The sequence below is a fragment of the Streptomyces sp. NPDC017936 genome (assembly GCF_044328485.1).
GTDB lineage: Bacteria > Actinomycetota > Actinomycetes > Streptomycetales > Streptomycetaceae > Streptomyces.
The window spans coordinates 83772-106204 of sequence record NZ_JBIRHK010000005.1; the positions used below are offsets into that span (position 1 = coordinate 83772).

A 22433-nucleotide genomic window follows, 5' to 3' on the forward strand; every position below is an offset into this window, starting at 1 on the left:
GGGGGCCGGGGGGGGGGGGGGGGGGGCCCCGGGGGGGGGGGGGGGGGGGCCCCCGGCGGGGGGGGGGGGCGGGGCGCCCCCCGGGGGGGGGCCCCCCCGGGGGGGGGCCCCCCGCCCCGGTACGGGGTCGGTTGCGGGGCCGGGCCCAGGGCCGTGGCGCTACTGGCGGTGCCGGGGCGCGCCCTTGCGCGGGGGCAGGGTCAGGGTGATCTGCCGGACGAGCTGCTGGAGACAGGCCAGGCACGCGACGGCGGGCAGGGCGGCGCCGGCGACACCGGTGAAGGTCCTGTCGGCCTGGGCCACGCACAGCGCCATCGCGACGGAGGAGAACAGCAGGACGATGAACCACGAGTGCAGGGCCCGGCGCTGGTGCAGGGCGGTCCGCAGGATGGAGAGGGAGGCCACTGCCCAGGGGCCGTACACGAGGAGGGGCCACCAGGGGATCACGCCGCCCTGCGAACCGGACGGGATGTTCTGCAGGGGCCCGTACGCCACCACGCCGGAGAAGACGCTGACCATCGCCACGATGACGGCGACGAACGCGACGATGACGAAGCTGCCGGCCTGGAGCCACTTGAACCGGAACCTGCGGACCCGGATCTTCCGGTGCCCGGCGGAGGAACGGCGGAGGGGCGGCAGCTGAGCGGTGATCTGCGCCAGGTTCTCCATCGGATCGGAGTGATCGGCGCCGGAGTAGTCGGTACGGGAGTGGTCGGCGCCGGAGAAGTCGGCGCCGGAGAAGTCGGCGCCGGACGGCGGCTCGCTGCGCGGTGGCGGCACCGTGGCCGCCTGCTCCGCCGGAACGGCCTCCTGCAGGAGGTAGGCGAGTTCCTCGACCGGGTCCCAGTTCGTGTCGGGGGGCACCAGGGGCGTTCCCGGGTCCGCGGTGTCGACAGGGCGGACGCGCCGGCCGACGCCCGTCCCGTAGACGTACGAGTCGGAATACCATTCATGTCGCATGAAGGACGGATCCGCATAGTCGTTGTTCATGGAATCCGCCCCCCGTCACGCGAGATCGGCGTGGCAAGCGGCGCTTTTCCGGCCGCTCCACCGCCGGTCGAGTTCCGCCTGGGCCGTCTCGAGGAGCGTGAGGAACTCGCGCAACAGCGGTTCGGTGACCTGGAGTTCGGCCCGCGTACCGGCCCCGTGCGAGGTGCCGCGTGCCGCAAGCGCCGAATGTGTGCCACCGGGCGAGCACGTGCATTTCCCCGCTGTCACATCACGCGGCGCAGGCGGATTATCCTCCCTCACACGACGGTGAGGAAGGCCGTGGAACCTTGCTTTGGTCATATCCCGCTAACGCCTGTTCCACTCATCCAGATGCGCGCCAAACGAGTGACCCCGGCGCGGAGTGAAACGTTGCGGAGAGCGTTTCTTCATTTATGTCATCCGCGTTCCGCCCCGCACATCATGGGCCGAACGGGTTGTCCGATCGGCGGACGAAGGGCCGTCGGCGCCGTGTGCGGCGCGGGGCGGCGCGCCGGTGTCCGGTCGGTTCCGCCGGTGCGCGGCCGGCGCGGGTCAGCCGATGATCGGGGGCACGGGAGCGGGAGTGCCGCGCAGCGCGTGCACGGCTGACCGCGCCGCACGCTCCACGGCGGATATGCCGTGGGACATGGTCGGACTGCCGTGGGAGAGGACGGCGAGGTAGTACGTGTCCCCGTGGGCCTTGACCCGGCCCATGCTGTTGATCGCCCAACGCTGGGAGACGGACCGCTGGAGCCAGCCGTTCTTGAGCTGCCATCGGCTGCCTTCCGCGGACACGCCCCAGTCCTGGTCGGCGTCGATGCGGCCCATGAAGGTCTGGATCAGGCGGCGTGAGGACGCGCTGAGGGGGGAGTTGTCGGCGAACACGGCGGTCAGCAGCGTCAGTTGGTCGGCCGCCGTGGTGCGGGTGAGGCCCCAGTGGGTGCCTGGTCCCGCCTGGGTGGAGGTCAGCCCCAGGGTCTTGTTGGCCTCCGTGAGCCCCGCGCCGCGGCCGATCCGCCGCCACAGGGCGTCCGCGGAGGCGTTGTCGCTGCTCTGGATCATCGAAGCGGCGGTGGAGGTCTCCCACGAGGTGAGCGACCGCCCCTCGCGCTGGGCCTGCAGCAGCAGGGTCACCAGGATGTTCACCTTCGCCAGGCTCGCCGTGATGTGCGTCTGGGAGCCGGACACCGCCCGTCGGCCGGTCCTGGGCTCCAGAACGGCGACCGACAGCCGGGTGCCGCCCTTCCTCCGGATCGGTTCGAGGGAGCGGGCGAGCACGCTGTTCGCGTCCGTCGCGTCCGTCGCGTCCCCCACGCCCCCCACGTCCCCCGCGTCCCCCGCGTCGGGAGTCCGTGCGCCGGGGCTGCCCTGCGCCGCCCGGGCCGGCTTGCCGTCCTCCGTCGCCGCGGGCGCCCGGTTCTGCGCCGGGGGGCGTCCGTCCCGGTCGTCGGGCGCGCCGTGACCGGCGGCGAAGCAGCCGGTGAGCAGTACGCCCGCCGCCGAGGAGGCCAGCGCCATGCGTATCCGCTCCCGGCGCAGGCGGGCCCTGACGGGGCCGCTCGGTGCGGGCGGGACGGGCGCGTGCCCCTTCCCGTGGGGCGGACGGGTGGCGTGGTGCGCAGTCATCGGGAACCTCGATCACACGAGCGGCGGCAGCCGGGACGGAAGAGCATGCCCCCAGTCTTTTCCGGGGTCAGGCGCGCCGCACTCGGAGGCGGATTCCCCCGAACGGCGCAACACCCGCACCGCGGAACCGACCTGACGCCCCGTCGGCTTCGATGCGAAGGCCCGTTCTCCCAGCCCGGCGCGCCCGCTCCGAGCCGGGATGCCGTGTGACACGGGCCGGCCGGGCCCGGCTGCCGCGGCCTGCCCGGACCACCCTTGCCGGTGAGCGTCCCGAGGCGTTCGGGGGAGTCGGCGCCGCTGCCCCGCTCCCGCACCTCCGCCTCCGCTCCCGCATCCCCGGAGCGCCGCGGCCGCCGCCTCACGCCCGCTGTTCCCGGCGTGCCGCCGCCACCTCCGACGGCCGGGTCCGCGCCCACCCCGGCACGCGCCCAGCCCCGGGACGCGCCCAGCCCCGACACGCGCCCAGCCCTCGGCATGCGCCTCCAGACGCGACGAGGGCCCCGGTCGTCCCGCCCCGGCATGCGTCCTACCCCGGCATGCGCCCCGCCCCGGCACACGCCCCCAGACACGACGAGGGCCCCGGTCGTCCCGCCGGGGCCCTCGTCGTCGTACCAGGTGGTCCTACCGGATCAGCCGCACTGGCAGGGGTTGCCCGACTGGCATCCGCAGCCGCACCCGGAGCCGCAGCCGCACGCGGCGATCAGCGTCAGGTTCACGATCTCGGCGGGCTGCTCGGTCGGGCGTTCCTGGGTGGGGTCGGGCGTGGAGGTGCTGAGGGCTTCGGCCATGGGTTCCTCCTGGGCTAGGGCGCCTGTGCCCATTGCACGCCCGTTCCGCCGGGCGCATCAACGGCGCACGGTGGCTTCTCCGCGCCCCGGGCGTCCGCGCACCCCCCTGCGCACTCCCCGGCGACCCGCCTACGCCCCCTCGATCGGCTGGATCTCCGTCGGCAGGTCCTGCTGGATCTCGTCCGCGTGCTCACCCGTCACCAGGAACACGACCCGCTTGGCGACCGCGACCGCGTGGTCGGCGAAACGCTCGTAGTAGCGGCCGAGCAGGGTGACGTCCACCGCCGTCTCGATGCTGTGCTTCCAGCGCTCGTCGATCAGGTGCTGGAAGAGCGTGCGGTGCAGGAGGTCCATCGCGTCGTCGTCCGTCTCCAGCTGGAGCGCCAGGTCGACGTCCTTGGTGATGATCACCTCGGCCGCCTTGGCCATCAGGCGCTGCGCGAGCTGGCCCATCTCCAGGATGGTGGCGTGCAGGTCCTGCGGCACCGCCCGCTCGGGGAAGCGCAGCCGGGTCAGCTTCGCCACGTGCTGGGCGAGGTCGCCGGAGCGCTCCAGGTCGGCCGACATGCGCAGCGACGTGACGACGATCCGCAGGTCCGTCGCCACCGGCTGCTGCCGCGCCAGCAGGGCTATGGCCCGGGCCTCCAGGTCGTGCTGGAGCTCGTCGATCTTCTTGTCGGCCTCGATGACGCTCTCGGCCAGCTTCAGATCGGCATCGAGGATGGACGTCGTGGCGCGCCCGACGGCCGACCCGACCAGTCGGGCCATCTCCACCAGACCGTCGCCGATCGAGTCCAGTTCCTCGTGGTACGCGTCCCGCATCGGGGGTTCCTCTCGTACTCGTCCTTCGGGGGGGCTCAAGGGGCCGGAACCGGCCGTCGACCGGTACCGGGACCGGCCTGGAACCGGCGCTGTGAACCCCACGGTGCCACGGTCCGCCCCGTACGCGTCGGTTTCCGTCATCCCGAATGAACCACTTCTGGCTCCCAGGTGAACTCTGGGCGACGAGTGTTCGAGCTCCCACCTCCGCGTCTGTGGCCAGGCAGGATCGCATGCCTAACCTGGACGCATGGACGTGAACGCGGCGGTCGCCGCAGCGGCGGCGATCGCCGGGGTGCTCACCGGTGTCATCGCCATGCTGGCGTTCCGTTGGAGTGAACGCGACCAGAACCGACCCACCAGGACCTCCTTGCACACCGATCCCGTGCTCCCCCCCGGCGTGGACACCGTCCTCTCCGTCCTCCGTTCCTCGGCCGTCGTCCTCGACGAGGCCGACGCCGTCGTCAAGGCCAGCTCCGCCGCGTACGCCCTCGGACTCGTCCGCGGCGGCAAGCTCGCCGTGGAGCCCATGCTCCAGATGGCGCGGGACACCAGACGCGACGGGGAGATACGGCAGGTCGAGCTGGACCTCCCGCGGCGGGGGACCGGGCGCGGCGAGGCCCTCGCGGTCTCCGCGCGCGTGGCCCCGCTGGGCTCCCGGCTGGTCCTCCTCCTCGTCGAGGACCTCACCGAGGCCCGGCGCATCGAGGCCGTGCGGCGCGACTTCGTCGCGAACGTCAGCCACGAGCTGAAGACGCCGGTCGGCGCGCTCTCCCTGCTCTCCGAGGCCGTCATGGACGCCTCCGACGACCCGGAGGCGGTGCAGCGCTTCGCCGGCCGCATGCAGATCGAGGCGACCCGGCTGACCAATCTGGTGCAGGAGCTCATCGACCTCTCACGGGTCCAGAACGACGACCCCCTCGAGGACGCCGAGCCGGTCCGCGTGGACGAGCTGGTCGCCGAGGCCGTCGACCGCTGCCGCCACCAGGCGGGCGCCAAGCAGATCACCATGGCCGCCGCGATCCAGGGGGCCGCGGGCCACTTCGAGGACGGCGACGAGAGCCGCACGGGCACCGCCGGACTGCGCGTGTGGGGCAACCGCGGCCAGTTGGCCGCCGCCCTCGGCAACCTGGTCGAGAACGCCGTCAACTACTCGCCCGCCCGCACCCGCGTCGGCATCGCCGCCCGCCGGGTGACCGGGAACGGCGGGGACCTCATCGAGATCGCCGTGACCGACCAGGGCATCGGCATCTCCGACAAGGACAAGGAGCGCATCTTCGAGCGCTTCTACCGGGTCGACCCGGCCCGCTCCCGTGCCACCGGCGGCACGGGGCTCGGCCTGGCGATCGTCAAGCACGTGGCCGCCTCGCACGGCGGGGAGGTCACGGTGTGGAGCGCCGAGGGACAGGGCTCCACCTTCACGCTCCGGCTGCCGGAGGCGGGCCCCGCCCGCGACCGCGCCCCACAGCACCCCGATCTCGACGCCTACGGAGTGGACGACGAGGACGGGCCCGCAGCCGGCACCCCCCATGCCTCACCCCCCGATTCAACCGCGTACCAGACGCTTTCCGCCCCGGAGGTCCTTCCGTGACCCGAGTGCTCGTCGTCGAGGACGAGGAGTCCTTCTCCGACGCCCTGTCGTACATGCTCCGCAAGGAGGGCTTCGAGGTCGCCGTCGCGACCACCGGGCCCGACGGACTCGACGAGTTCGAGCGCAACGGCGCCGACCTCGTCCTCCTCGACCTGATGCTGCCCGGCCTGCCGGGCACCGAGGTGTGCCGTCAGCTGCGCGGCCGCTCCAACGTCCCCGTGATCATGGTGACCGCGAAGGACAGCGAGATCGACAAGGTCGTCGGCCTGGAGATAGGAGCCGACGACTACGTCACCAAGCCGTTCTCCTCGCGTGAGCTGGTGGCCCGCATCCGGGCCGTCCTGCGCCGCCGCGGCGAACCCGAGGAGGTCACGCCGGCCGCCCTGGAGGCGGGGCCGGTCCGCATGGACGTCGACCGCCACGTCGTCACCGTCTCCGGCGCGAAGGTCGACCTGCCGCTGAAGGAGTTCGACCTCCTGGAGATGCTGCTGCGCAACGCCGGCCGCGTCCTGACCCGCATGCAGCTCATCGACCGGGTCTGGGGCGCCGACTACGTCGGCGACACCAAGACCCTCGACGTCCACGTCAAGCGCCTGCGCGCCAAGATCGAACCCGACCCGGGGGCGCCCCGGTACCTGGTGACGGTCCGGGGGCTGGGCTACAAGTTCGAGCCGTAGACCGAAGGCCGCCGGGTCCGCCCGGGCCGCCGGACGGAGTCCGGCGCGGCGCTCCGGTGCCCGCGCGGCGGCGGCCGTGCCGGCGGCCGGCGGGCACCGGCGTGTACGACGGAGGGCGGCACCCCGCGCGGGATGCCGCCCTCCGTCGTACGGACCAGGCGTCCGTGGCTCAGTGGCCGGTCGTCGCCGACTCCGAGGCGCTCGCGGAGGCCGTGCCGGCCGGGGACGACCCGTCCGTCTCCTCCTGCGCGCCCTCGTCCTCGGAGCCCGGCCGGCCCGACGGGGAGGCCGACTCGCCCGTGGCCGGGGAGGTGGCGGGGGAGGCCGCGGGGGCGGACGGGACCGCGGTCGGGCCCCACGAGCTGAAGTAGCTCTCGGCGGGGACGACGAAGGCGTCCACGCTGACCTGGCCGGTCTTGCTGAAGGTGAAGGTGACCTTCTGGGCGTTGCCGTCCTCGACCGCCTCGCCGGCGTCGGGCAGCACGGCGGAGGCGTTGTTCGCGCCGCCGATGACGACCGAGCCGCCGGCCGGGACGGTCAGCTTGCCGCTGCCCTTGGCGGGCTTGATCGTGACGGGTTCGCTGACGCCGTCCACGGTGATGGAATCCAGCGTCTGCTCGCTGCTGCCGCTGTTGAAGACGGTCGCGGACACCGCGGCCGGGCCCGGCGTCTCCGGGTCGGGCTGGGTGATGACGACGACGTTCTGCAGCTTGATGTCACCGACGCTGGTGGCGGCGTTGTCCGGCTTGATCTCCAACGTCTGGGCGTCGTTGCCGGCGCCGCAGGCGGCGAGCGTGGCGATCGAGAACGCGAGGGCGGAGGCGGCGAGGGCGCCGCGTCGAAGGCTGCTGCTCACGGCGGCGGCAACTCCTTTGGAACGCGCGGGCAGCTCTCCTCAATAAAGCCGCCCTAAGGGTCTGTCAGCGGCCTCAGGTTACCGAGCCGTTCCCGCGGCGCCGCACCCGACCCGCCTCTAACGCCCTCCCGGGCCCCGCCGGCCGCTCCGGCCGCCTCCTCTTCCCTCACGTCACCGGAGGCCACGGACGTCCACAAGTGACCCGTCGGTCACATCGGCTTCTTCCCGCTCGCCGGTACGTCGCCCCCCATTCACATAAGCGCCGCTCGGCGCCGCCCGCGGATTTTCCGTGCCGGAATGCGGGACCCTCCCGAGAATTGATCATCGGCTGTTCGGCCGACGGCGTGATCAATTCCGGAAACGGCGAGGATCCGCCTCCGGTCGCCGAACGGAGTAACGTAAGTCGCACACACGGAACCGGACATATCGGGATGTTCGGCCGTTCGGTGGGACCTTCGGGTGTGTGTGACGTGCGCGTTTCGTCCCCCTCGGAGAGACGCTCCGACCTGCGAATACCTGCTTCCGCCGCCCGTCCGCAGCACGTCCCTGTCACTGTTGTCAAGCCCCGAGATATGCCCTGACCTGCGAAAACGCCATTCAGAAGACGCCGTATCCGTGTTACCCTGGATAGCCACGGAAGGGGTACCTGTCACATGACGTTCAAGGTTGGCGACACCGTGGTCTATCCCCATCACGGGGCCGCGCTGATCGAGGCCATCGAAACTCGCCAGATCAAAGGCGTGGACAAGACCTACTTGGTGCTGAAGGTCGCCCAGGGTGACCTGACGGTACGTGTGCCAGCGGACAATGCGGAGTTCGTCGGCGTGCGTGATGTGGTCGGTCAGGACGGGCTGGACCGGGTCTTCGAGGTGCTGCGCGCGCCGTACGCCGAGGAGCCCACGAACTGGTCGCGTCGCTACAAGGCAAATCTGGAGAAGCTCGCCTCCGGCGATGTCATCAAGGTCGCGGAAGTCGTGCGTGACCTGTGGCGTCGTGAGCGCGAGCGCGGACTCTCCGCCGGCGAGAAGCGCATGCTCGCCAAGGCCCGCCAGATCCTGGTGAGCGAGCTCGCCCTCGCGGAGAACACCAACGAGGACAAGGCCGAGGCGCTCCTCGACGAGGTCCTCGCGTCCTGACGCCGACGCAGGCCGGCCTGCTTCAGCTCAGCACACTGAAATGCCGCGGTGCCCGATGACGTATCTCCTGTCGCCGGGCGCTGCGGCATGTTCGCGTCCGATGCCGTACGCCTGATCCCCTCGGGGGACACTCCCCCGACCCCTCGACCTGACATGCCGGGCCCGGGCAGCTGGCTCGACCGGCGCGTCACGGAAGGGTCCGGTCAAGGCGTCGCGCCCGGCACGCTGTCTCCGTACCCACGTAGGCCGAGCACACAAACCTGACAGGAACCGATGTCTGAGGATTCGCTTCCCGCACCCGCCCCCACCCGCACGGCCGCGGTGATCCCGGCCGCCGGCCGGGGCGTACGCCTGGGTCCGGGCGCCCCCAAGGCGCTCCGTGCCCTGGGCGGCACCCCCATGCTCATCCACGCGGTGCGCGCCCTCGCCGCCTCCCGCGCCGTCTCCCTCGTGGTCGTGGTGGCCCCGCCGGACGGCGCCGCCGAGGTCAGGTCGCTGCTCGACGCGCACGCGCTGCCCGAGAGGACCGACTTCGTCGTCGTCCCCGGCGGCGACACCCGGCAGGAGTCCGTCAGGCTCGGCCTGGACGCGCTGCCGCCCGGCTACGACGTCGTCCTCGTGCACGACGCCGCCCGCCCGCTGGTGCCCGTCGACACCGTCGACGCCGTGATCGAGGCCGTCCGCGAGGGCGCCCCGGCCGTCGTCCCGGCGCTGCCGCTCGCCGACACCGTCAAGGAGGTCACGCCGGCCGCCGTCGCCGGCGAGCCCGAGCCGGTCGCCGCCACCCCCGACCGCGCCCGCCTGCGCGCCGTCCAGACGCCCCAGGGCTTCGACCGGGCCACGCTGGCGCGCGCCCACGAGACGGTCACCGAGGACGTCACCGACGACGCGAGCATGGTGGAGCGGCTCGGCCTGACCGTCGTGGTCGTGCCGGGCCACGAGGAGGCCTTCAAGGTCACCCGCCCGCTCGACCTGGTCCTCGCCGAGGCGGTCCTGGCCCGCAGGAGGCTGAACGATGGCTTCTGACGCATCCGCCGCCCCGCTGCCGCAGGACGGCCCGCCGCTGCCCCAGGTCGGCATCGGCACCGACATCCACGCCTTCGAGGAAGGCCGCGAGCTGTGGTGCGCCGGCCTGAAGTGGGAGGGCGAGGGCCCGGGGCTGGCCGGCCACTCGGACGCGGACGTCGTCGCGCACGCCGCGTGCAACGCCCTGTTCTCCGCCGCCGGCCTCGGTGACCTCGGCCGGCACTTCGGCACCGGGCGCCCGGAGTGGTCGGGCGCCTCCGGCGTCGCGCTGCTGACGGAGGCGGCCCGGATCGTGAACGCGGCGGGCTTCCGGATCGGCAACATCGCCGTGCAGGTCGTGGGCCCCCGGCCGAAGATCGGCAAGCGGCGGGACGAGGCGCAGAAGATCCTGTCGGAGGCGGCGGGGGCGCCGGTGTCGGTGTCCGGGGCGACGACGGACGGACTGGGCTTCCCGGGCCGGGACGAAGGGCTGATGGCGGTGGCCACCGCGCTGGTGGTCCGGCAGGCGTGAGGGCGCCGGGCCGAGGCGGCGCCGGCCCGAGGGGGCGCGGCTCCGCGCCCCCTCGGGCCCCCGCCGCCTCGGCCCGGCCACGGTGGAACCGCCCTCTTGCGCCACGCACTCCCCGAGGCCCACTACCCTGGTGGCGTGACTATTCGCCTGTACGACACCAGCGCCCGGCAGATCCGTGACTTCGCCCCGCTCACGCCGGGTTGTGTCTCGATCTACCTGTGTGGCGCCACCGTGCAGGCGGCCCCCCACATCGGGCACATCCGGTCGGGTCTGAACTTCGACATCATGCGCCGCTGGTTCGAGCACCGCGGCTACGACGTCACGTTCATCCGCAACGTCACCGACATCGACGACAAGATCATCGCCAAGTCGCACGACCAGGACCGCCCCTGGTGGTCCATCGGCTACGACAACGAGCGCGCGTTCAACGACGGCTACCAGGCCCTCGGGTGCCTGCCGCCGACGTACGAGCCGCGCGCCACCGGGCACGTGCCCGAGATGATCGAGATGATGCGCGGGCTCATCGAGCGCGGCCACGCGTACGAGGCCGACGGCAACGTCTACTTCGACGTGCGCTCGTTCCCCGAGTACCTCCAGCTGTCCAACCAGGAGCTGGACAACCTGCTCCAGCCGTCGGGCGAGGGCGAGACCGGGAAGCGGGACGCCCGTGACTTCGCCATGTGGAAGGCGGCCAAGCCGGGCGAGCCCAGCTGGGAGACGCCGTGGGGGCGCGGCCGGCCCGGCTGGCACCTGGAGTGCTCGGCGATGGCCCACAAGTACCTGGGCAGCGCCTTCGACATCCACGGCGGCGGCCTCGACCTGATCTTCCCGCACCACGAGAACGAGATCGCCCAGGCCAAGGCCTACGGCGACGACTTCGCGCGGTACTGGGTGCACAACGCCTGGGTCACCATGCGCGGCGAGAAGATGTCGAAGTCGCTCGGCAACAGCGTCCTCGTCTCCGAGATGGTCAAGCAGTGGCGTCCGATCGTGCTGCGCTACTACCTGGGCACCCCGCACTACCGCTCGATGATCGAGTACAGCGTGGAGGCCCTGCGCGACGCCGAGTCGGCGTTCGCGCGGATCGAGGGCTTCGTGCAGCGCGTCGTCGAGAAGGCCGGGGGAGCGGTCGAGCCGGCCGCCGAGGTGCCGCCCGCCTTCGCCGAGGCGATGGACGACGACCTGGGCGTCCCGCAGGCGCTCGCCGTCGTGCACACCACCGTCCGGCAGGGCAACAGCGCGCTGGCCGCCGACGACAAGGAAGCCGCCGTGGCCCGCCTCGCCGAGGTCCGCGCCATGCTCGGCGTCCTCGGTCTCGACCCGCTCGACCCGCACTGGGCCGGGGAGACCGACCGGGGCGAGGACCTGCACGGCGTGGTCGACAGCCTCGTACGCCTGGTCCTGGACCAGCGGGAGGCGGCCCGCGGGCGGAAGGACTGGGGGACCGCGGACGCGATCCGCGACCAGCTCAACCAGTCCGGGCTGGTCATCGAGGACAGCCCGCAGGGGCCGCGCTGGACGCTCGGTCCGCGCTAGTCGCGCCCCGTAGATCGACTGTGCCGCCCGGCCCCCCGGGCGGCACACTGCATAAGACGCACCACGCGTACGCACGACAGCTCATACGACAGCTCAACGGAAACAGGTAGGTCATGGCAGCCAACAACCGTCGCATGTCCGGCAAGAAGGGCGCGCAGGTCGGCAGTGGCGGCCAGCGGCGCCGGGGCCTGGAGGGCAAGGGCCCGACCCCGCCCGCCGAGATGCGCAAGGGGCACAAGAAGAACCGCATCGCCACCGCCAAGGCCAAGCAGGCCCAGCGCCGTCCCGCGGCGCGCGGTCGGGGCGGCAAGGGCACGTCCGAGATGGTCGTCGGCCGCAACCCGGTCGTCGAGGCGCTGCGCGAGGGCGTGCCCGCCACCACGCTCTACGTCCAGCAGTTCATCGACAACGACGAGCGGGTGCGCGAGGCGCTCCAGCTCGCGGCCGAGCGCGGCGGCATCAACCTCATGGAGGCCCCGCGCCCCGAGCTGGACCGCATGACGAACGGCCTCAACCACCAGGGCCTGGTGCTCCAGGTCCCGCCGTACGAGTACGCGCACCCCGAGGACCTCGTCGAGGCCGCCCACGACGAGGGCACCGACCCGCTGATCGTCGCGCTCGACGGCGTGACCGACCCGCGCAACCTCGGTGCCGTCGTCCGCTCGGTCTCCGCCTTCGGCGGCCACGGCGTGGTCGTCCCCGAGCGGCGCGCGGCCGGGATGACCGCCGGCGCCTGGAAGACGTCCGCCGGCACGGCGGCCCGTACGCCGGTGGCCCGCGCCACCAACCTCACCCGCGCCCTGGAGGCCTACAAGAAGGCCGGCATCGCGGTCGTCGGCCTCGCCGCCGACGGCGAGCACGAGATCGGCGAACTGGAGGCGCTGGAGGGCCCGGTCGTCGTCGTGGTGGGCAGCGAGGGCAAGGGACTGTCCCGACTGGTCGGCGAAACCTGCGACTTCCGGGTGCGGATCCCGATGCCGGGCGGGGCCGAGTCCCTCAACGCCGGTGTGGCCGCGGGGATCGTGCTCTACGAGGCGGCGCGCCGACGGTCCTGAACAGCCGTGCGTCGCCTCACCCGAACGGGTCAATTCCGGCGCGCGGGGCAACCTTGACGGGGTCCGGACAGATCCGGCGGGTCAAGGCAGTGTCCTAATCACACGTCACTCGGTTAGATGAGTGTGGACACCAGAACACCCCGCACACCCACGGGGGACCGCTCGTCGGGATTCGACGACGCTCCCGCGCTGAGCATGGTGAAGGTGCCGAGCGATCCGGCGCAGATCATCGTCAACCACGCGAGTTTCCGCGTGCAGTTGGGAGCGTCCGCACGGCGCAGCCAGTCTCCGCGGATCGCCCGGCAGCCGAGTGCCGGCCAGAACACCGCGCGCATGCCCGGCGCCGCGGCGGCGGGCAGAGCGGGGGCGGCCGCCGCGGCGGCCGCGGCCCGTCGCCGGCCCGTCGTCTGGAGCGGCAGGTCGGCCCCGGACGACACCGGCGCCCACCGGCTGCTCCAGGCCGTGCGGGCGGGCAGCGTCGGCCACGGCGGCGACGCGCCCACCGCGGACGCCGGCGCCACCCAGGTCATCCCGCGGGTCACGGTCGGCGACGGCTACGGCGGCGACCCCACCGCGCAGACCGTCGAGACCCCGGTCGTCGGCCACCCGCGCGGCCCCGGCGCCGGCGAACAGCGGCTCCTGCCGCCCCTGCGCACGGCCGGCAGCGCCTACGACGAACCCGGCTACGACCAGCAGGACTACGACCGGCAGGACCACGACGGGCCCGGCTACGACCGGTCCGGCCACGACGCCCGCTTCGAGGACTTCGGCGAGGCCGTCGCCGCGGAGACCGCCCCGCGCGCCAGGCGGCACGGCGACGACCCCGCCCGGCACGCCTACTTCCCGGGCCGCCGGATGAACCTCGGCGGGGTCCTGCTGCCGCTGCGCGTCCTGCTCGGCTGCATCTCCGTCTACGCCGGCATGGGCAAGCTGTGCGACCCCCTGTACTTCGACGGCGGCGAGCGCGGCTCCATGGTGAAGTGGCTCAACACCCTGCACCCCTGGGAAGTCGCCGAGCCGCTGCGCCAGTTCGCCCTGCACCACCCCGTCGGCTCCGGGCTCGTCATCGCCTTCCTCCAGGTCGTCGTGGGCGTCCTCACGGTCCTGGGCTGCTGGCAGCGGGTCGCCGCGGCCGGCGGCGCGATGCTCTCCGCCGCGCTCCTCGTCACCGTCAGCTGGAAGACCGCCCCGGTCTACGAGACCCCCGACATCATCTACCTCGCCGCCTGGTCGCCGCTGATCATCGCGGGCGCGCCCGTCTACTCCGTCGACGGCCGTCTCGCCGCCGGCGCCTGGCGCCGGCTCGGCCCGCGCGCCGACCTGTGGGAGCTGCGCTACCACGTCCTGCGCCGCGGCGCCCTCGTCACCGCGATCGTCGTCGGACTCACCCTGCTCGTCGGCTCCCTGCTCGGCGGCGCGGTCCGCGACGCCGACCGGGTGGTCGTGCCCGGCCCGGGCGAGGCCCCGCGCAACGAACTGCCCGGCTCGCCCCTCCCGGAGGAGCCCGAGGAGCGCCGGCCCAGCGAGAACCCGTCCGCGTCCACCTCGCCCACCCGGGGCGCCACCTCGCAGGCGCCGACGGAGGAGGAAGAGAGCGCTCCGGACACCACCGAGGACACCGAGGGCGCCGCCACCGGCGCGCCCAGCCAGACCCAGGGCACGGGCGGCGAGGCCCCGCCGGAGCAGTCCACGCCCGTCGAGCAGGAGCCCAGCACCAGTTCCGGCCCCACCTCCGGCGGTTCCACCGGCTCGGGCGGCTCGACCGGTTCCGGCGGCTCGACCGGCGGCTCCGACGGCGGCGGCTCGTCGTCCTCCGACCGGTCGGGCCTGGTCGGCGGCCTCCTGGGCTAGCACCGGGCCACCCGCGGCACGACGACGGGGTCCCGCACGTGAGAACGTGCGGGACCCCGTCGTCGTACGGCCGTGAACGGCTCTCAGCGGCCCAGGGCGGCCAGTTCCTTGGCGGCCTCCGTCAGGTCCTTCGCCGTGTCGATCGCCCGCCAGTACGCGCCCTGGGGGATCGGGAACCCCGCGAGCCGCCGCTCACGCGCGAGGTGCGGGAACGTCGTCCGCTCGTGGTCCCCGCGCTCGGGCAGCAGCCCGGCGAACTCGGGGGAGAAGACGTAGACGCCCGCGTTGATCTCGAACGTCGACGGCGGGGCCTCGATGAAGTCGGTGATGTGGCCGAAGCCGTCCGTCTGCACCGCCCCCCACGGGATGCGCGGCCGCGCCAGCGCGAGGGTCGCGACGGCGTCGCGCTCGGTGTGGAAGTCCGCCATGTCGCGCAGCGAGAACCGGGTCCAGATGTCGCCGTTGGTGGCGTACCAGGGCCGGTCGGGGTGGGGCAGGCGGGCGGCCGCGTACTTCAGGCCGCCGCCGCGGCCGAGGGGCTCGGACTCGACGACCGTGATCACCTTCAGGGGCAGGTCGGCGGAGTCCAGCCAGTGCTGGAGGACGTCGGCGAGGTGGCCGCAGGAGACGACGACGTCCGTCACGCCCTCCTCGGCGAGCCAGCCGAGCTGGTGACCGATGATCGGCGTCCCCGTCCCGGGGATCTCGACCATCGGCTTGGGCCGGTCGTCGGTGTAGGGACGCAGCCGGGAACCCTGGCCACCGGCCAGGACGACGGCTTGCGTGGGGCGGGACGCGGCGTGCGGATGGGTCATGCCCGCACTGTACGCGGCACCCGATCACGGGCACGCGGCTCCCCCGACGGAGGGGAGCGGCACGGACGGGACGGGGTGCGGGGGCGCGGCCGGACGGGGCCGGCCAGGCCGGCCGGAGTCGGCCAGGCCGGCCGGAGTCGGCCGATGCCGGGGGGAGTCGGAGAGGGCCGGTGCCGGGCAGGCCGGGCCGAGTGGGGTCGGCTGATGCCGGGCAGGTCCGGGCAGTGGCCGAGCCGGATGGGGATGGTGTCGGGGCCGACCAGGGGGTGGCGCGGGGCCGTGGTCGCGGAGGTGGGCGTGCCGGGTCGGCGGGGAGAGGGCGGTGGGGGGAGTGGGTGGTGGCGCGGGAGCGGCGTCGGACCTTCGTCACCTCGTCCGCCGCCGGCCGCCCGGCGCCACCACCCGTCGGCAGCGCCCCGGCGACCGATGACGACGCCGCAGATGCGCGTGCCGGGCCCCGCGACCGCGGCAGGATCCGAAAGGGAGGCCCTAGCTGTGCGCGGCCAGGACGCCCGAGGCGAAGGACGTGTCGCAGACGGGGCGCGAGTAGGACTGGGCGCGGGAGGGGCCGTAGACGCGGACGGCCGCGCGGCCCAGGGCGCGGGCGATGGAGGCGCAGTGCTCCGCCAGGGACGGCTTGCCGTTCACCGCCGCCTGGAGGTGGGTCAGCGCGACGCCCGGGTCCTTCTCCTGGAGCTCGGTCAGCAGCTGGTCGCGCAGGACGTCCTGCGGGGCCCGGGCCGCGCCGTGGGAGGCGCGGTGCGCCGTGGAGACGTCGGCGGCGGTGAGCACCGAGTCGGAGGAGGGGTTCCCCGTCCAGTTGACCCGGGTGACCGCGAGGGTCCCCGAGAGCACCATGACGACGGGCAGGACGAGGGCGAGGGAGCGGCCGATCCGCCGGGCGGGGCCCCGGCCGCGTCGCGTCTGTGGGGTGCTGGAGTGCTTCACGGAGTGCTTCACGCGTGTGAGGGTAGCGCGGCGTGATGCCCTCGCGACGTTCAGTCACCCGGTCGGGGGATGAAGGAGTGCCTCTTTTTGGGTAGGGGGTTGACGCCCGTCGTCCGGGTCGTCCCGCTGCGCCGGGGGTTCGACCCCAGCGAGAAGGGCCCCGCAGCGCTCTGCGGGGCCCTTCTCGTCGACCCGGGGTGGATTCACCCGGTTCCGTACATCGCTCGCGCTCAGTCGGAGAGGCGCGCGCCCGTGGAGGTCGAGAACACGTGGGTCTCGCCCGCGCGCGGGACGACGTGCAGCGTGCTGCCCTTCTCCGGGACGTCACGGCCGCCGACGCGCACCACGAGGTCCTTCGACTCGCCGCCGACCCGGGCGGTGCCGTAGACGAAGGCGTCGGAGCCGAGCTCCTCGACGACGTTCACGGTGACCTCGACGCCCTGGTCGGAGTCGGCGCCGGCCACGTCGAAGTGCTCGGGGCGGACACCGACGGTGACCGTCTTGTCGGTGGCGGCGGTGAGCGCGTCACGCTGCACCGGCACCACGCTGTTGCCGAACTTCACGCCGCCGTCGGTGATCGGCACCTCGACGAGGTTCATCGCCGGGGAGCCGATGAAGCCGGCCACGAAGAGGTTGGCGGGCCTGTCGTACATGTTGCGCGGGGTGTCGACCTGCTGGAGCAGACCGTCCTTGAGGACCGCCACGCGGTCGCCCATCGTCAGGGCCTCGACCTGGTCGTGGGTGACGTAGACGGTGGTGATGCCCAGGCGGCGCTGCAGCGAGGCGATCTGGGTACGCGTCGACACGCGCAGCTTGGCGTCGAGGTTGGACAGCGGCTCGTCCATGAGGAAGACCTGCGGCTCGCGCACGATGGCGCGGCCCATCGCGACACGCTGGCGCTGACCGCCGGAGAGCGCCTTCGGCTTGCGGTCCAGGTACTCGGTGAGGTCGAGGATCTTCGCGGCCTCCTCGACCTTCTGCCGGATCTCCGCCTTGTTGACGCCGGCGATCTTGAGCGCGAAGCCCATGTTGTCGGCGACGGTCATGTGCGGGTAGAGCGCGTAGTTCTGGAACACCATGGCGATGTCCCGGTCCTTGGGCGGCAGGTGGGTGACGTCGCGGTCGCCGATGCGGATGGCGCCGCCGTTGACGTCCTCGAGCCCCGCGAGCATCCGCAGCGAGGTGGACTTGCCGCAACCCGACGGGCCGACCAGGACGAGGAACTCGCCGTCCGCGATCTCGATGTCGAGTGCGTCGACGGCGGGCTTGGTGGAACCCGGGTAGATCCGGGTCGCCTTGTCGAACGTGACTGTGGCCATGGTGATGGGCCCCCTTCTACCGGCAGGAACGTGCCGGACGATCCGTTGTAGGAAGGTGGTTGGTGTAGTCCACACGGGTGAACTGGCTCAGGACGCTACCTGGCGTCCACCCGCTCTGTCAGCACCCGAGGCCATGTGAACTTCGCGGAAATTTTCGACAGGGCACCCCCGCGAGCTGGGTACACTGCACGGGCACCTGTGTGCAGGCCTCCTTAGCTCAGCTGGTAGAGCACCGCTCTTGTAAAGCGAAGGTCGTCGGTTCGAGTCCGACAGGGGGCTCTTCTCCTCTTCCCTCCCGGCCCGCCTCGCCGTCGTACCGCGCCTGTGCTCGCGCCGACCCGTCCGGAACGTCGATCACGCCGCCGACGACAACGGCCGCACGCCGGGGCGGGCGGTGTCCGGTCATACGGCGGGCTGGGGCACGGCCTCCTCGGACGGGGCGTCGCGCCGGGGGCGCTCGGCCGTGACCAGCAGGCCCGCGCTCAGGCTCGCCAGCACCATGATGGCGGCGGCCCATCCGATGGCGACCGTGTAGCCGTGCACCGTGCCCTGCGCGGTGAGGTCCGCCGGGCGGCCGGGGTCGGTGAGGCGGGCGTCGACGTACGCAGCGCCCGTCGTGGTGGCGACGGTGTTGAGCAGGGCCGTGCCGATGGAGCCGCCCACCTGCTGGGAGGTGTTGACGGTCGCCGAGGTGACGCCGGCGTCCTGCGGGTCGACTCCGGCGGTGGCCGTGGAGAAGACCGGCATGAAGGTGAGGCCCATGCCGAGGCCCATCAGGACCAGGGCGGGGAGGATCTCGGTGGCGTACGCGCTGTGGACCGTCATGCGGGTGAGGATCAGCATGCCGACGGCCGCGAGGAGCATGCCCGGCACCATCAGGGCGCGGGGTGGGAAGCGCGGCAGCAGACGGGCCGAGATCTGCTGGGAGCCGAGGAAGATCGAGGCGGTCAGGGGGAGGAACGCGAGGCCCGTCCGCAGGGGGGAGTAGCCGAGGACGGCCTGGAGGTAGTAGGTCATGAACAGGAACATGCCGAACATGCCGATGACCGCCAGGGCCATGGTCAGGAAGCAGCCGGCGCGGTTGCGGTCCTTGAGGACGTGCAGGGGCAGCAGCGGCACCCGTGCCCTCTTCTGCCACCACACGAACACCGCGAGCAGCACGACGCCGCCCGCGAACGCGGCCGTCACCAGCGGGTCGGTCCAGCCGCGCGGCTCGGCCTCGCCGCACCCGTAGACGATCAGGACCACACCGCCGCAGCCCAGCAGGGCCCCGGGCACGTCGAGGCGGGCGCCCTCGCGGCCGGGGCCGTCGTGCAGGAAGACGAGGGCGCCGATCACGCCGACGACCGCGATGGGCACGTTGACGTACAGGCACCAGCGCCAGGTCAGGTACTCGCTGACCAGGCCGCCGGCGACGAAGCCGATCGCGGCGCCGCCGGCGGCGAGCGTGCCGAAGATCCCGAAGGCCCGGTGCCGTTCCTCGGGGTCGGTGAAGGTGGTGGTCAGCAGGCTCAGCGCGGACGGGGCCAGGGCGGCGGCGAAGACGCCCTGGAGGGCGCGGGCGGCGAACAGCATGCCCGGGGTGGTCGCCGCGCCGCCGAACGCGGAGGCCGCGGCGAAGCCGATCAGGGCGACGACGACGGTGCGTTTGCGGCCCGCCAGGTCGGCGATCCGGCCGCCGAGCAGGAGCAGACCGCCGAAGGCCAGCGAGTAGGACGTGATCACCCACTGCCGGCTGCCGTCCGTCATGCCCAGGTCGCGCTGCGCGGAGGGCAGTGCGATGTTCACGATCGTCGAGTCGAGGACGACCATGAGCTGGGCCAGGGCGATGAAGACAAGGCTCCACCAGCGGCGGGGGTCGGGTCCCGCCACGGACTCCTCTGCCCGCGTCTCGCTCACCCGGCCAGAAGACCACGGAACGGGTGGCCCCGCGACTCGGAGCGTGCGCGCCCGGTCACGTTCCGTCAGACCGCGGCGTCCGGGGGACGTAGGCGCGAGGCGCGAGGTGCGTGGTGCGGACGGAGGCCGCCCGCCGGGCCCGCGGCCGTGGCGCCCGCGTCCGCCGCCCGTCCGGCACCGGCGCGTCCGCGCGGGTCGGCGGGATTGTCGGTGGTGGGGTGCAGCATGGGGGCATGGCGAGGACGGGTGCGGGTTCGGGCAGGCTGAAGCTGAAGGGGGCGCGGCGGCCGGAGGTGCGGCTGCCGGCACTGGAGGCGTACGGGGGCGGGGAGGTGGAGCCCGACGGGGACTACGACGGGGTGGAGTTCGCGGGGACCGACCTCGCCGGCCAGGACGGCGCGGGGGCGCGTTTCCTGGACTGCGCGTTGCGGGCGTGCGCGCTGGACGGGACGCGGCTGCCGCACGCCCGGTTCCTCGACTCGGTCCTCACCGGCATCCGGGGCGTCGGCACGGACCTGGCCGGGGCGACCCTGCGGGACGTCGAGATCGTCGACGCCCGCCTCGGCGGCACCCAGGCGCACGGCGCGGTCCTGGAGCGCGTCCTGGTGCGCGGCGGCAAGATCGACTACCTGAATCTGCGGCAGGCCCGGCTGCGGGACGTCGTCTTCGAGGGCTGCGTCCTGGTCGAGCCCGACTTCGGGGGCGCCCGGCTGGAGCGGGTCGAGTTCGTCGACTGCGCCCTGAGGGCCGCCGACTTCACCGCGGCGGCCCTCGCCGACGTGGACCTGCGCGGCGCGACCGAGCTGGGCGTCGCGGGCGGCCTGGACCGCCTGTCCGGCGCGGTCGTCAGCACGGCCCAGCTGCTCGATCTGGCGCCGGCGCTGGCGGCGGAGCTGGGCATCAGGGTGGAGGACTGACGGTGGGGACGCCCCACGGCGACGTGGGGCCGGGCCGGTCAGCTCACCCGGGGGAAGCGGGCCTGGAGGGTCCAGATCGCCGGGTTCTCGCCCAGGTCCTCGTGCAGGTCGACCAGGTCGGCGATCAGGTCGTGCAGGAAGTCGCGGGCCTCCCGGCGCAGTTCGCTGTGGGAGAAGGTGAGCGGGGGCTCCTCGGCCGGCATCCAGTCGGCCTCGATGTCCACCCAGCCGAAGCGGCGCTCGAAGAGCATGCGGTCGGTCGACTCGGTGAAGTCCAGCTCCGCGTACTGGGGGCGGGAGGCGCGGGAGCCGGCCGGGTCCCGGTCGACGCGCTCCACGATGTCGCACAGCGCCCACGCGAAGTCGAGCACCGGCACCCATCCCCAGGCCGTGGACAGCTCCCGGTCCGCCTTGGTGTCGGCGAGGTAGACGTCCCCGCAGAACAGGTCGTGGCGCAGGGCGTGGACGTCCGCCCGGCGGTAGTCCGTCTGCGGCGGGTCCGGGAAGCGGGTGGAGAGGGCGTAGCCGATGTCGAGCACGTAGCGATGGTGTCACGCCGCCGACCGGCCCCGGCCCGCCGACCGTAGGATCCCTGACATGTCCAGATCCGCGCGCCTTGTCCGGTCGACCGCCGTCCTCCTGGCGTTAGCCCTCCCCGCCGTCCTCACCGCATGCGACTCGGACGGGCGGGAGGAGAGCGGCGGCGCGGGCGCCGGAGACCCGTACTTCCCGAAGGCCGGCAACGGCGGCTACGACGCCCGCCACTACGCCCTCGACCTCGCCTACGACCCGGCGGCCCGCCGGCTGTCCGGCACCGCCCGCATCACCGCCCGCGCCACCCGCCCCCTGACCGCCTTCGACCTCGACCTGAAGGGCATGACGGTGCGGAAGGTCACCGTCGAGGGCGCGGCCGCCTCCTTCGACCGGGACGGCCAGGAGCTGACCGTCCGCCCGAAGGACCGCCTCGACCGGGGCGAGACCTTCGAGGTGACGGTGGACTACGCGGGCCGCCCGCAGACGGTCACCGACCCGGACGGCTCGAAGGAGGGCTGGCTGTACACCGAGGACGGCGCCCTGGCGCTCGGCCAGCCGACCGGCTCCATGGCGTGGTTCCCCGGCAGCCACCACCCCTCCGACAAGGCGGCCTACGACCTCACCGTCACCGTGCCGGCCGGCCTGACGGCGGTCTCCAACGGGGAACTGCGCGGCAGGAGCACCGCCGGCGGGCGCACCACCTTCGTCTGGCACACCGCCGAACCCATGGCCAGCCACGTCGTCACGCTCGCCGTCGGGCGCTACGACGTCACGTCCTCCACCACCCCGGAGGGCCTGCCCCTGTACGTCGCCGTCGACCCCACCCAGGCCGCCGCCGGCCGCACGGCGCTCACCCGGCTCCCCGAGGTCCTCCAGTGGGCGCAGGACAGCTTCGGCCCGTACCCCTTCTCCTCCGCCGGAGCGATCGTCGACCGCCCGGGCGACGCCCGGTACGCGCTGGAGACCCAGAACCGGCCCGTCTTCCCCGGCGCCCCCGGTGCCGAGCTGCTCGTCCACGAGATCGCCCACCAGTGGTTCGGCGACTCCGTCACGCCGAGGACCTGGCAGGACATGTGGCTCAGCGAGGGCTTCGCCACCTACGCCGAGTGGCTGTGGACGGAGGACGAGGGCGGCGCCACCGCCGAGGAGACCTTCCAGGAGCTCTACGCCGACGGCGAGGACACCTACGAGGACCTCTGGTCCTTCCCGCCCGGCAGGCAGCCGAGCGCCGTGCAGGTCTCCGACGAGCCCGTCTACCAGCGGGGCGCCATGGTCATCCACAAGATCCGCCGGACGCTGGCCGACGACGACGCCTTCTACGACCTCGTCCAGGGCTGGACCGCCGCCCACCGGCACGGCAACGCCGGCACCGCCGACTTCACGGCGTACGTGGAGGAGCAGGCCCCCGAGGAGGACTTCGACGCGATCTGGGACGACTGGCTGTACGGGGAGGGCAGGCCCGCCCACCCGTGAACCGGCAGGGGGAGGACGGGCCGGCGCATGCGTGGTGGGGGAGTCGGCCGGACCGGCCGGCCTCCCCCGCGTCCCGCAGCCACGCGA

The 22433-nt window shown here is 73.2% G+C and carries 20 protein-coding genes and 1 tRNA gene; 11 read left to right on the plus strand and 10 right to left on the minus strand.

The features are described from left to right. Positions 1–159 precede the first annotated feature (159 nt). The 4 genes from ACH4F6_RS12185 to phoU form a co-directional block, all read right to left on the minus strand. On the minus strand, positions 160–960 hold the full coding sequence (locus ACH4F6_RS12185) for a DUF2637 domain-containing protein (RefSeq protein WP_397959934.1): 801 nt from the start codon (positions 958–960) through the stop codon (positions 160–162). A 561-nt stretch (positions 961–1521) separates the two neighbouring features. Next, on the minus strand, positions 1522–2595 hold the full coding sequence (locus tag ACH4F6_RS12190; RefSeq protein ID WP_397959935.1) for a serine hydrolase: 1074 nt from the start codon (positions 2593–2595) through the stop codon (positions 1522–1524). 629 nt (positions 2596–3224) lie between these two features. After that, positions 3225–3383 carry a hypothetical protein gene (locus ACH4F6_RS12195; RefSeq protein ID WP_397959936.1) on the minus strand — a complete coding sequence of 53 codons (159 nt, stop codon included), beginning with the start codon at positions 3381–3383 and terminating at the stop codon, positions 3225–3227. A 129-nt stretch (positions 3384–3512) separates the two neighbouring features. After that, positions 3513–4205, minus strand: a complete 693-nt coding sequence (phoU, locus tag ACH4F6_RS12200) for a phosphate signaling complex protein PhoU (protein ID WP_397959937.1) — start codon at positions 4203–4205, stop codon at positions 3513–3515. Positions 4206–4452: 247 nt separating this feature from the next. On the opposite strand from phoU, the gene ACH4F6_RS12205 reads away from it, so the two are divergent. After that, entirely contained in the window at positions 4453–5793 is a 1341-nt protein-coding gene (locus ACH4F6_RS12205; RefSeq protein ID WP_397959938.1) for a sensor histidine kinase, read from the plus strand. Continuing rightward, positions 5790–6470 (plus strand): response regulator transcription factor, encoded by a 681-nt coding sequence (locus ACH4F6_RS12210; protein ID WP_200420995.1) that lies wholly within the window; start codon positions 5790–5792, stop codon positions 6468–6470. The genes ACH4F6_RS12205 and ACH4F6_RS12210 overlap by 4 nt, the downstream gene beginning before the upstream one ends. 169 nt (positions 6471–6639) lie before the next feature. On the opposite strand, the gene ACH4F6_RS12215 is transcribed toward ACH4F6_RS12210, so the two are convergent. Further along, complete coding sequence (locus ACH4F6_RS12215) at positions 6640–7326, minus strand: DUF461 domain-containing protein (RefSeq protein ID WP_397959939.1); 687 nt, start codon at positions 7324–7326, stop codon at positions 6640–6642. 653 nt (positions 7327–7979) lie between these two features. On the opposite strand from ACH4F6_RS12215, the gene ACH4F6_RS12220 reads away from it, so the two are divergent. The 6 genes from ACH4F6_RS12220 to ACH4F6_RS12245 all read left to right on the plus strand — a co-directional run bounded on the left by ACH4F6_RS12220 (position 7980) and on the right by ACH4F6_RS12245 (position 14441). Next, positions 7980–8462, plus strand: coding sequence for a CarD family transcriptional regulator (locus tag ACH4F6_RS12220; RefSeq protein ID WP_003953493.1), 483 nt, complete (start codon positions 7980–7982; stop codon positions 8460–8462). 273 nt (positions 8463–8735) lie between these two features. Then, on the plus strand, positions 8736–9488 hold the full coding sequence (gene ispD / locus ACH4F6_RS12225; RefSeq protein ID WP_397959940.1) for a 2-C-methyl-D-erythritol 4-phosphate cytidylyltransferase: 753 nt from the start codon (positions 8736–8738) through the stop codon (positions 9486–9488). Further along, entirely contained in the window at positions 9478–9999 is a 522-nt protein-coding gene (gene ispF, locus ACH4F6_RS12230) for a 2-C-methyl-D-erythritol 2,4-cyclodiphosphate synthase (protein WP_397959941.1), read from the plus strand. Before ispD ends, ispF begins: the two co-directional genes overlap by 11 nt. 135 nt (positions 10000–10134) lie before the next feature. Then, positions 10135–11535 carry a cysteine--tRNA ligase gene (gene cysS / locus ACH4F6_RS12235; protein ID WP_397959942.1) on the plus strand — a complete coding sequence of 467 codons (1401 nt, stop codon included), beginning with the start codon at positions 10135–10137 and terminating at the stop codon, positions 11533–11535. Positions 11536–11648: 113 nt separating this feature from the next. Beyond that, positions 11649–12590: a 23S rRNA (guanosine(2251)-2'-O)-methyltransferase RlmB gene (gene rlmB, locus ACH4F6_RS12240; protein ID WP_397959943.1), complete on the plus strand. Its 942-nt coding sequence runs from the start codon at positions 11649–11651 to the stop codon at positions 12588–12590. Between the two features lie 117 nt (positions 12591–12707). Then, entirely contained in the window at positions 12708–14441 is a 1734-nt protein-coding gene (locus ACH4F6_RS12245; RefSeq protein ID WP_397959944.1) for a DoxX family membrane protein, read from the plus strand. A gap of 83 nt (positions 14442–14524) precedes the next feature. On the opposite strand, the gene ACH4F6_RS12250 is transcribed toward ACH4F6_RS12245, so the two are convergent. From ACH4F6_RS12250 to ACH4F6_RS12260, 3 genes are all read right to left on the minus strand, one after another. Continuing rightward, entirely contained in the window at positions 14525–15256 is a 732-nt protein-coding gene (locus ACH4F6_RS12250) for an NDP-sugar synthase (protein WP_397959945.1), read from the minus strand. Positions 15257–15745: 489 nt separating this feature from the next. Continuing rightward, positions 15746–16204 carry a hypothetical protein gene (locus ACH4F6_RS12255; protein ID WP_397960338.1) on the minus strand — a complete coding sequence of 153 codons (459 nt, stop codon included), beginning with the start codon at positions 16202–16204 and terminating at the stop codon, positions 15746–15748. 230 nt (positions 16205–16434) lie between these two features. Beyond that, the gene (locus ACH4F6_RS12260; protein WP_397959946.1) at positions 16435–17523 is read right to left on the minus strand and encodes an ABC transporter ATP-binding protein; all 1089 of its coding nucleotides are present in this window, start codon (positions 17521–17523) and stop codon (positions 16435–16437) included. A 206-nt stretch (positions 17524–17729) separates the two neighbouring features. On the opposite strand from ACH4F6_RS12260, the gene ACH4F6_RS12265 reads away from it, so the two are divergent. Next, positions 17730–17802: transfer RNA gene (locus ACH4F6_RS12265), tRNA-Thr, on the plus strand. A gap of 123 nt (positions 17803–17925) precedes the next feature. Here the strand turns inward: ACH4F6_RS12265 and ACH4F6_RS12270 are convergent. Further along, the gene (locus ACH4F6_RS12270) at positions 17926–19395 is read right to left on the minus strand and encodes an MFS transporter (RefSeq protein ID WP_397959947.1); all 1470 of its coding nucleotides are present in this window, start codon (positions 19393–19395) and stop codon (positions 17926–17928) included. 260 nt (positions 19396–19655) lie between these two features. Here ACH4F6_RS12270 and ACH4F6_RS12275 point away from each other — a divergent pair, with 260 nt between their 5' ends. Further along, on the plus strand, positions 19656–20339 hold the full coding sequence (locus ACH4F6_RS12275) for a pentapeptide repeat-containing protein (protein ID WP_397959948.1): 684 nt from the start codon (positions 19656–19658) through the stop codon (positions 20337–20339). Between the two features lie 38 nt (positions 20340–20377). Here the strand turns inward: ACH4F6_RS12275 and ACH4F6_RS12280 are convergent, their stop codons facing one another. Next, entirely contained in the window at positions 20378–20878 is a 501-nt protein-coding gene (locus ACH4F6_RS12280) for a hypothetical protein (protein WP_397959949.1), read from the minus strand. 58 nt (positions 20879–20936) lie between these two features. Between ACH4F6_RS12280 and ACH4F6_RS12285 the strand changes: the two genes are divergently transcribed. Continuing rightward, positions 20937–22346 carry a M1 family metallopeptidase gene (locus ACH4F6_RS12285; RefSeq protein WP_397959950.1) on the plus strand — a complete coding sequence of 470 codons (1410 nt, stop codon included), beginning with the start codon at positions 20937–20939 and terminating at the stop codon, positions 22344–22346. The last annotated feature ends 87 nt before the right edge of the window (positions 22347–22433 follow it).

Coding starts and splice junctions, on each gene's coding strand:
- ACH4F6_RS12260 (WP_397959946.1), bottom strand. CDS start 17,523: ATGGCCACAGTCACGTTCGACAAGGCGACCCGGATCTACCCGGGTTCC.
- ispD (WP_397959940.1), top strand. CDS start 8,736: ATGTCTGAGGATTCGCTTCCCGCACCCGCCCCCACCCGCACGGCCGCG.
- ACH4F6_RS12250 (WP_397959945.1), bottom strand. CDS start 15,256: ATGACCCATCCGCACGCCGCGTCCCGCCCCACGCAAGCCGTCGTCCTG.
- ACH4F6_RS12245 (WP_397959944.1), top strand. CDS start 12,708: ATGAGTGTGGACACCAGAACACCCCGCACACCCACGGGGGACCGCTCG.
- ACH4F6_RS12285 (WP_397959950.1), top strand. CDS start 20,937: ATGTCCAGATCCGCGCGCCTTGTCCGGTCGACCGCCGTCCTCCTGGCG.
- ACH4F6_RS12195 (WP_397959936.1), bottom strand. CDS start 3,383: ATGGCCGAAGCCCTCAGCACCTCCACGCCCGACCCCACCCAGGAACGC.
- ispF (WP_397959941.1), top strand. CDS start 9,478: ATGGCTTCTGACGCATCCGCCGCCCCGCTGCCGCAGGACGGCCCGCCG.
- phoU (WP_397959937.1), bottom strand. CDS start 4,205: ATGCGGGACGCGTACCACGAGGAACTGGACTCGATCGGCGACGGTCTG.
- ACH4F6_RS12190 (WP_397959935.1), bottom strand. CDS start 2,595: ATGACTGCGCACCACGCCACCCGTCCGCCCCACGGGAAGGGGCACGCG.
- rlmB (WP_397959943.1), top strand. CDS start 11,649: ATGGCAGCCAACAACCGTCGCATGTCCGGCAAGAAGGGCGCGCAGGTC.
- ACH4F6_RS12205 (WP_397959938.1), top strand. CDS start 4,453: ATGGACGTGAACGCGGCGGTCGCCGCAGCGGCGGCGATCGCCGGGGTG.
- ACH4F6_RS12220 (WP_003953493.1), top strand. CDS start 7,980: ATGACGTTCAAGGTTGGCGACACCGTGGTCTATCCCCATCACGGGGCC.
- ACH4F6_RS12185 (WP_397959934.1), bottom strand. CDS start 960: ATGCGACATGAATGGTATTCCGACTCGTACGTCTACGGGACGGGCGTC.
- ACH4F6_RS12275 (WP_397959948.1), top strand. CDS start 19,656: ATGGCGAGGACGGGTGCGGGTTCGGGCAGGCTGAAGCTGAAGGGGGCG.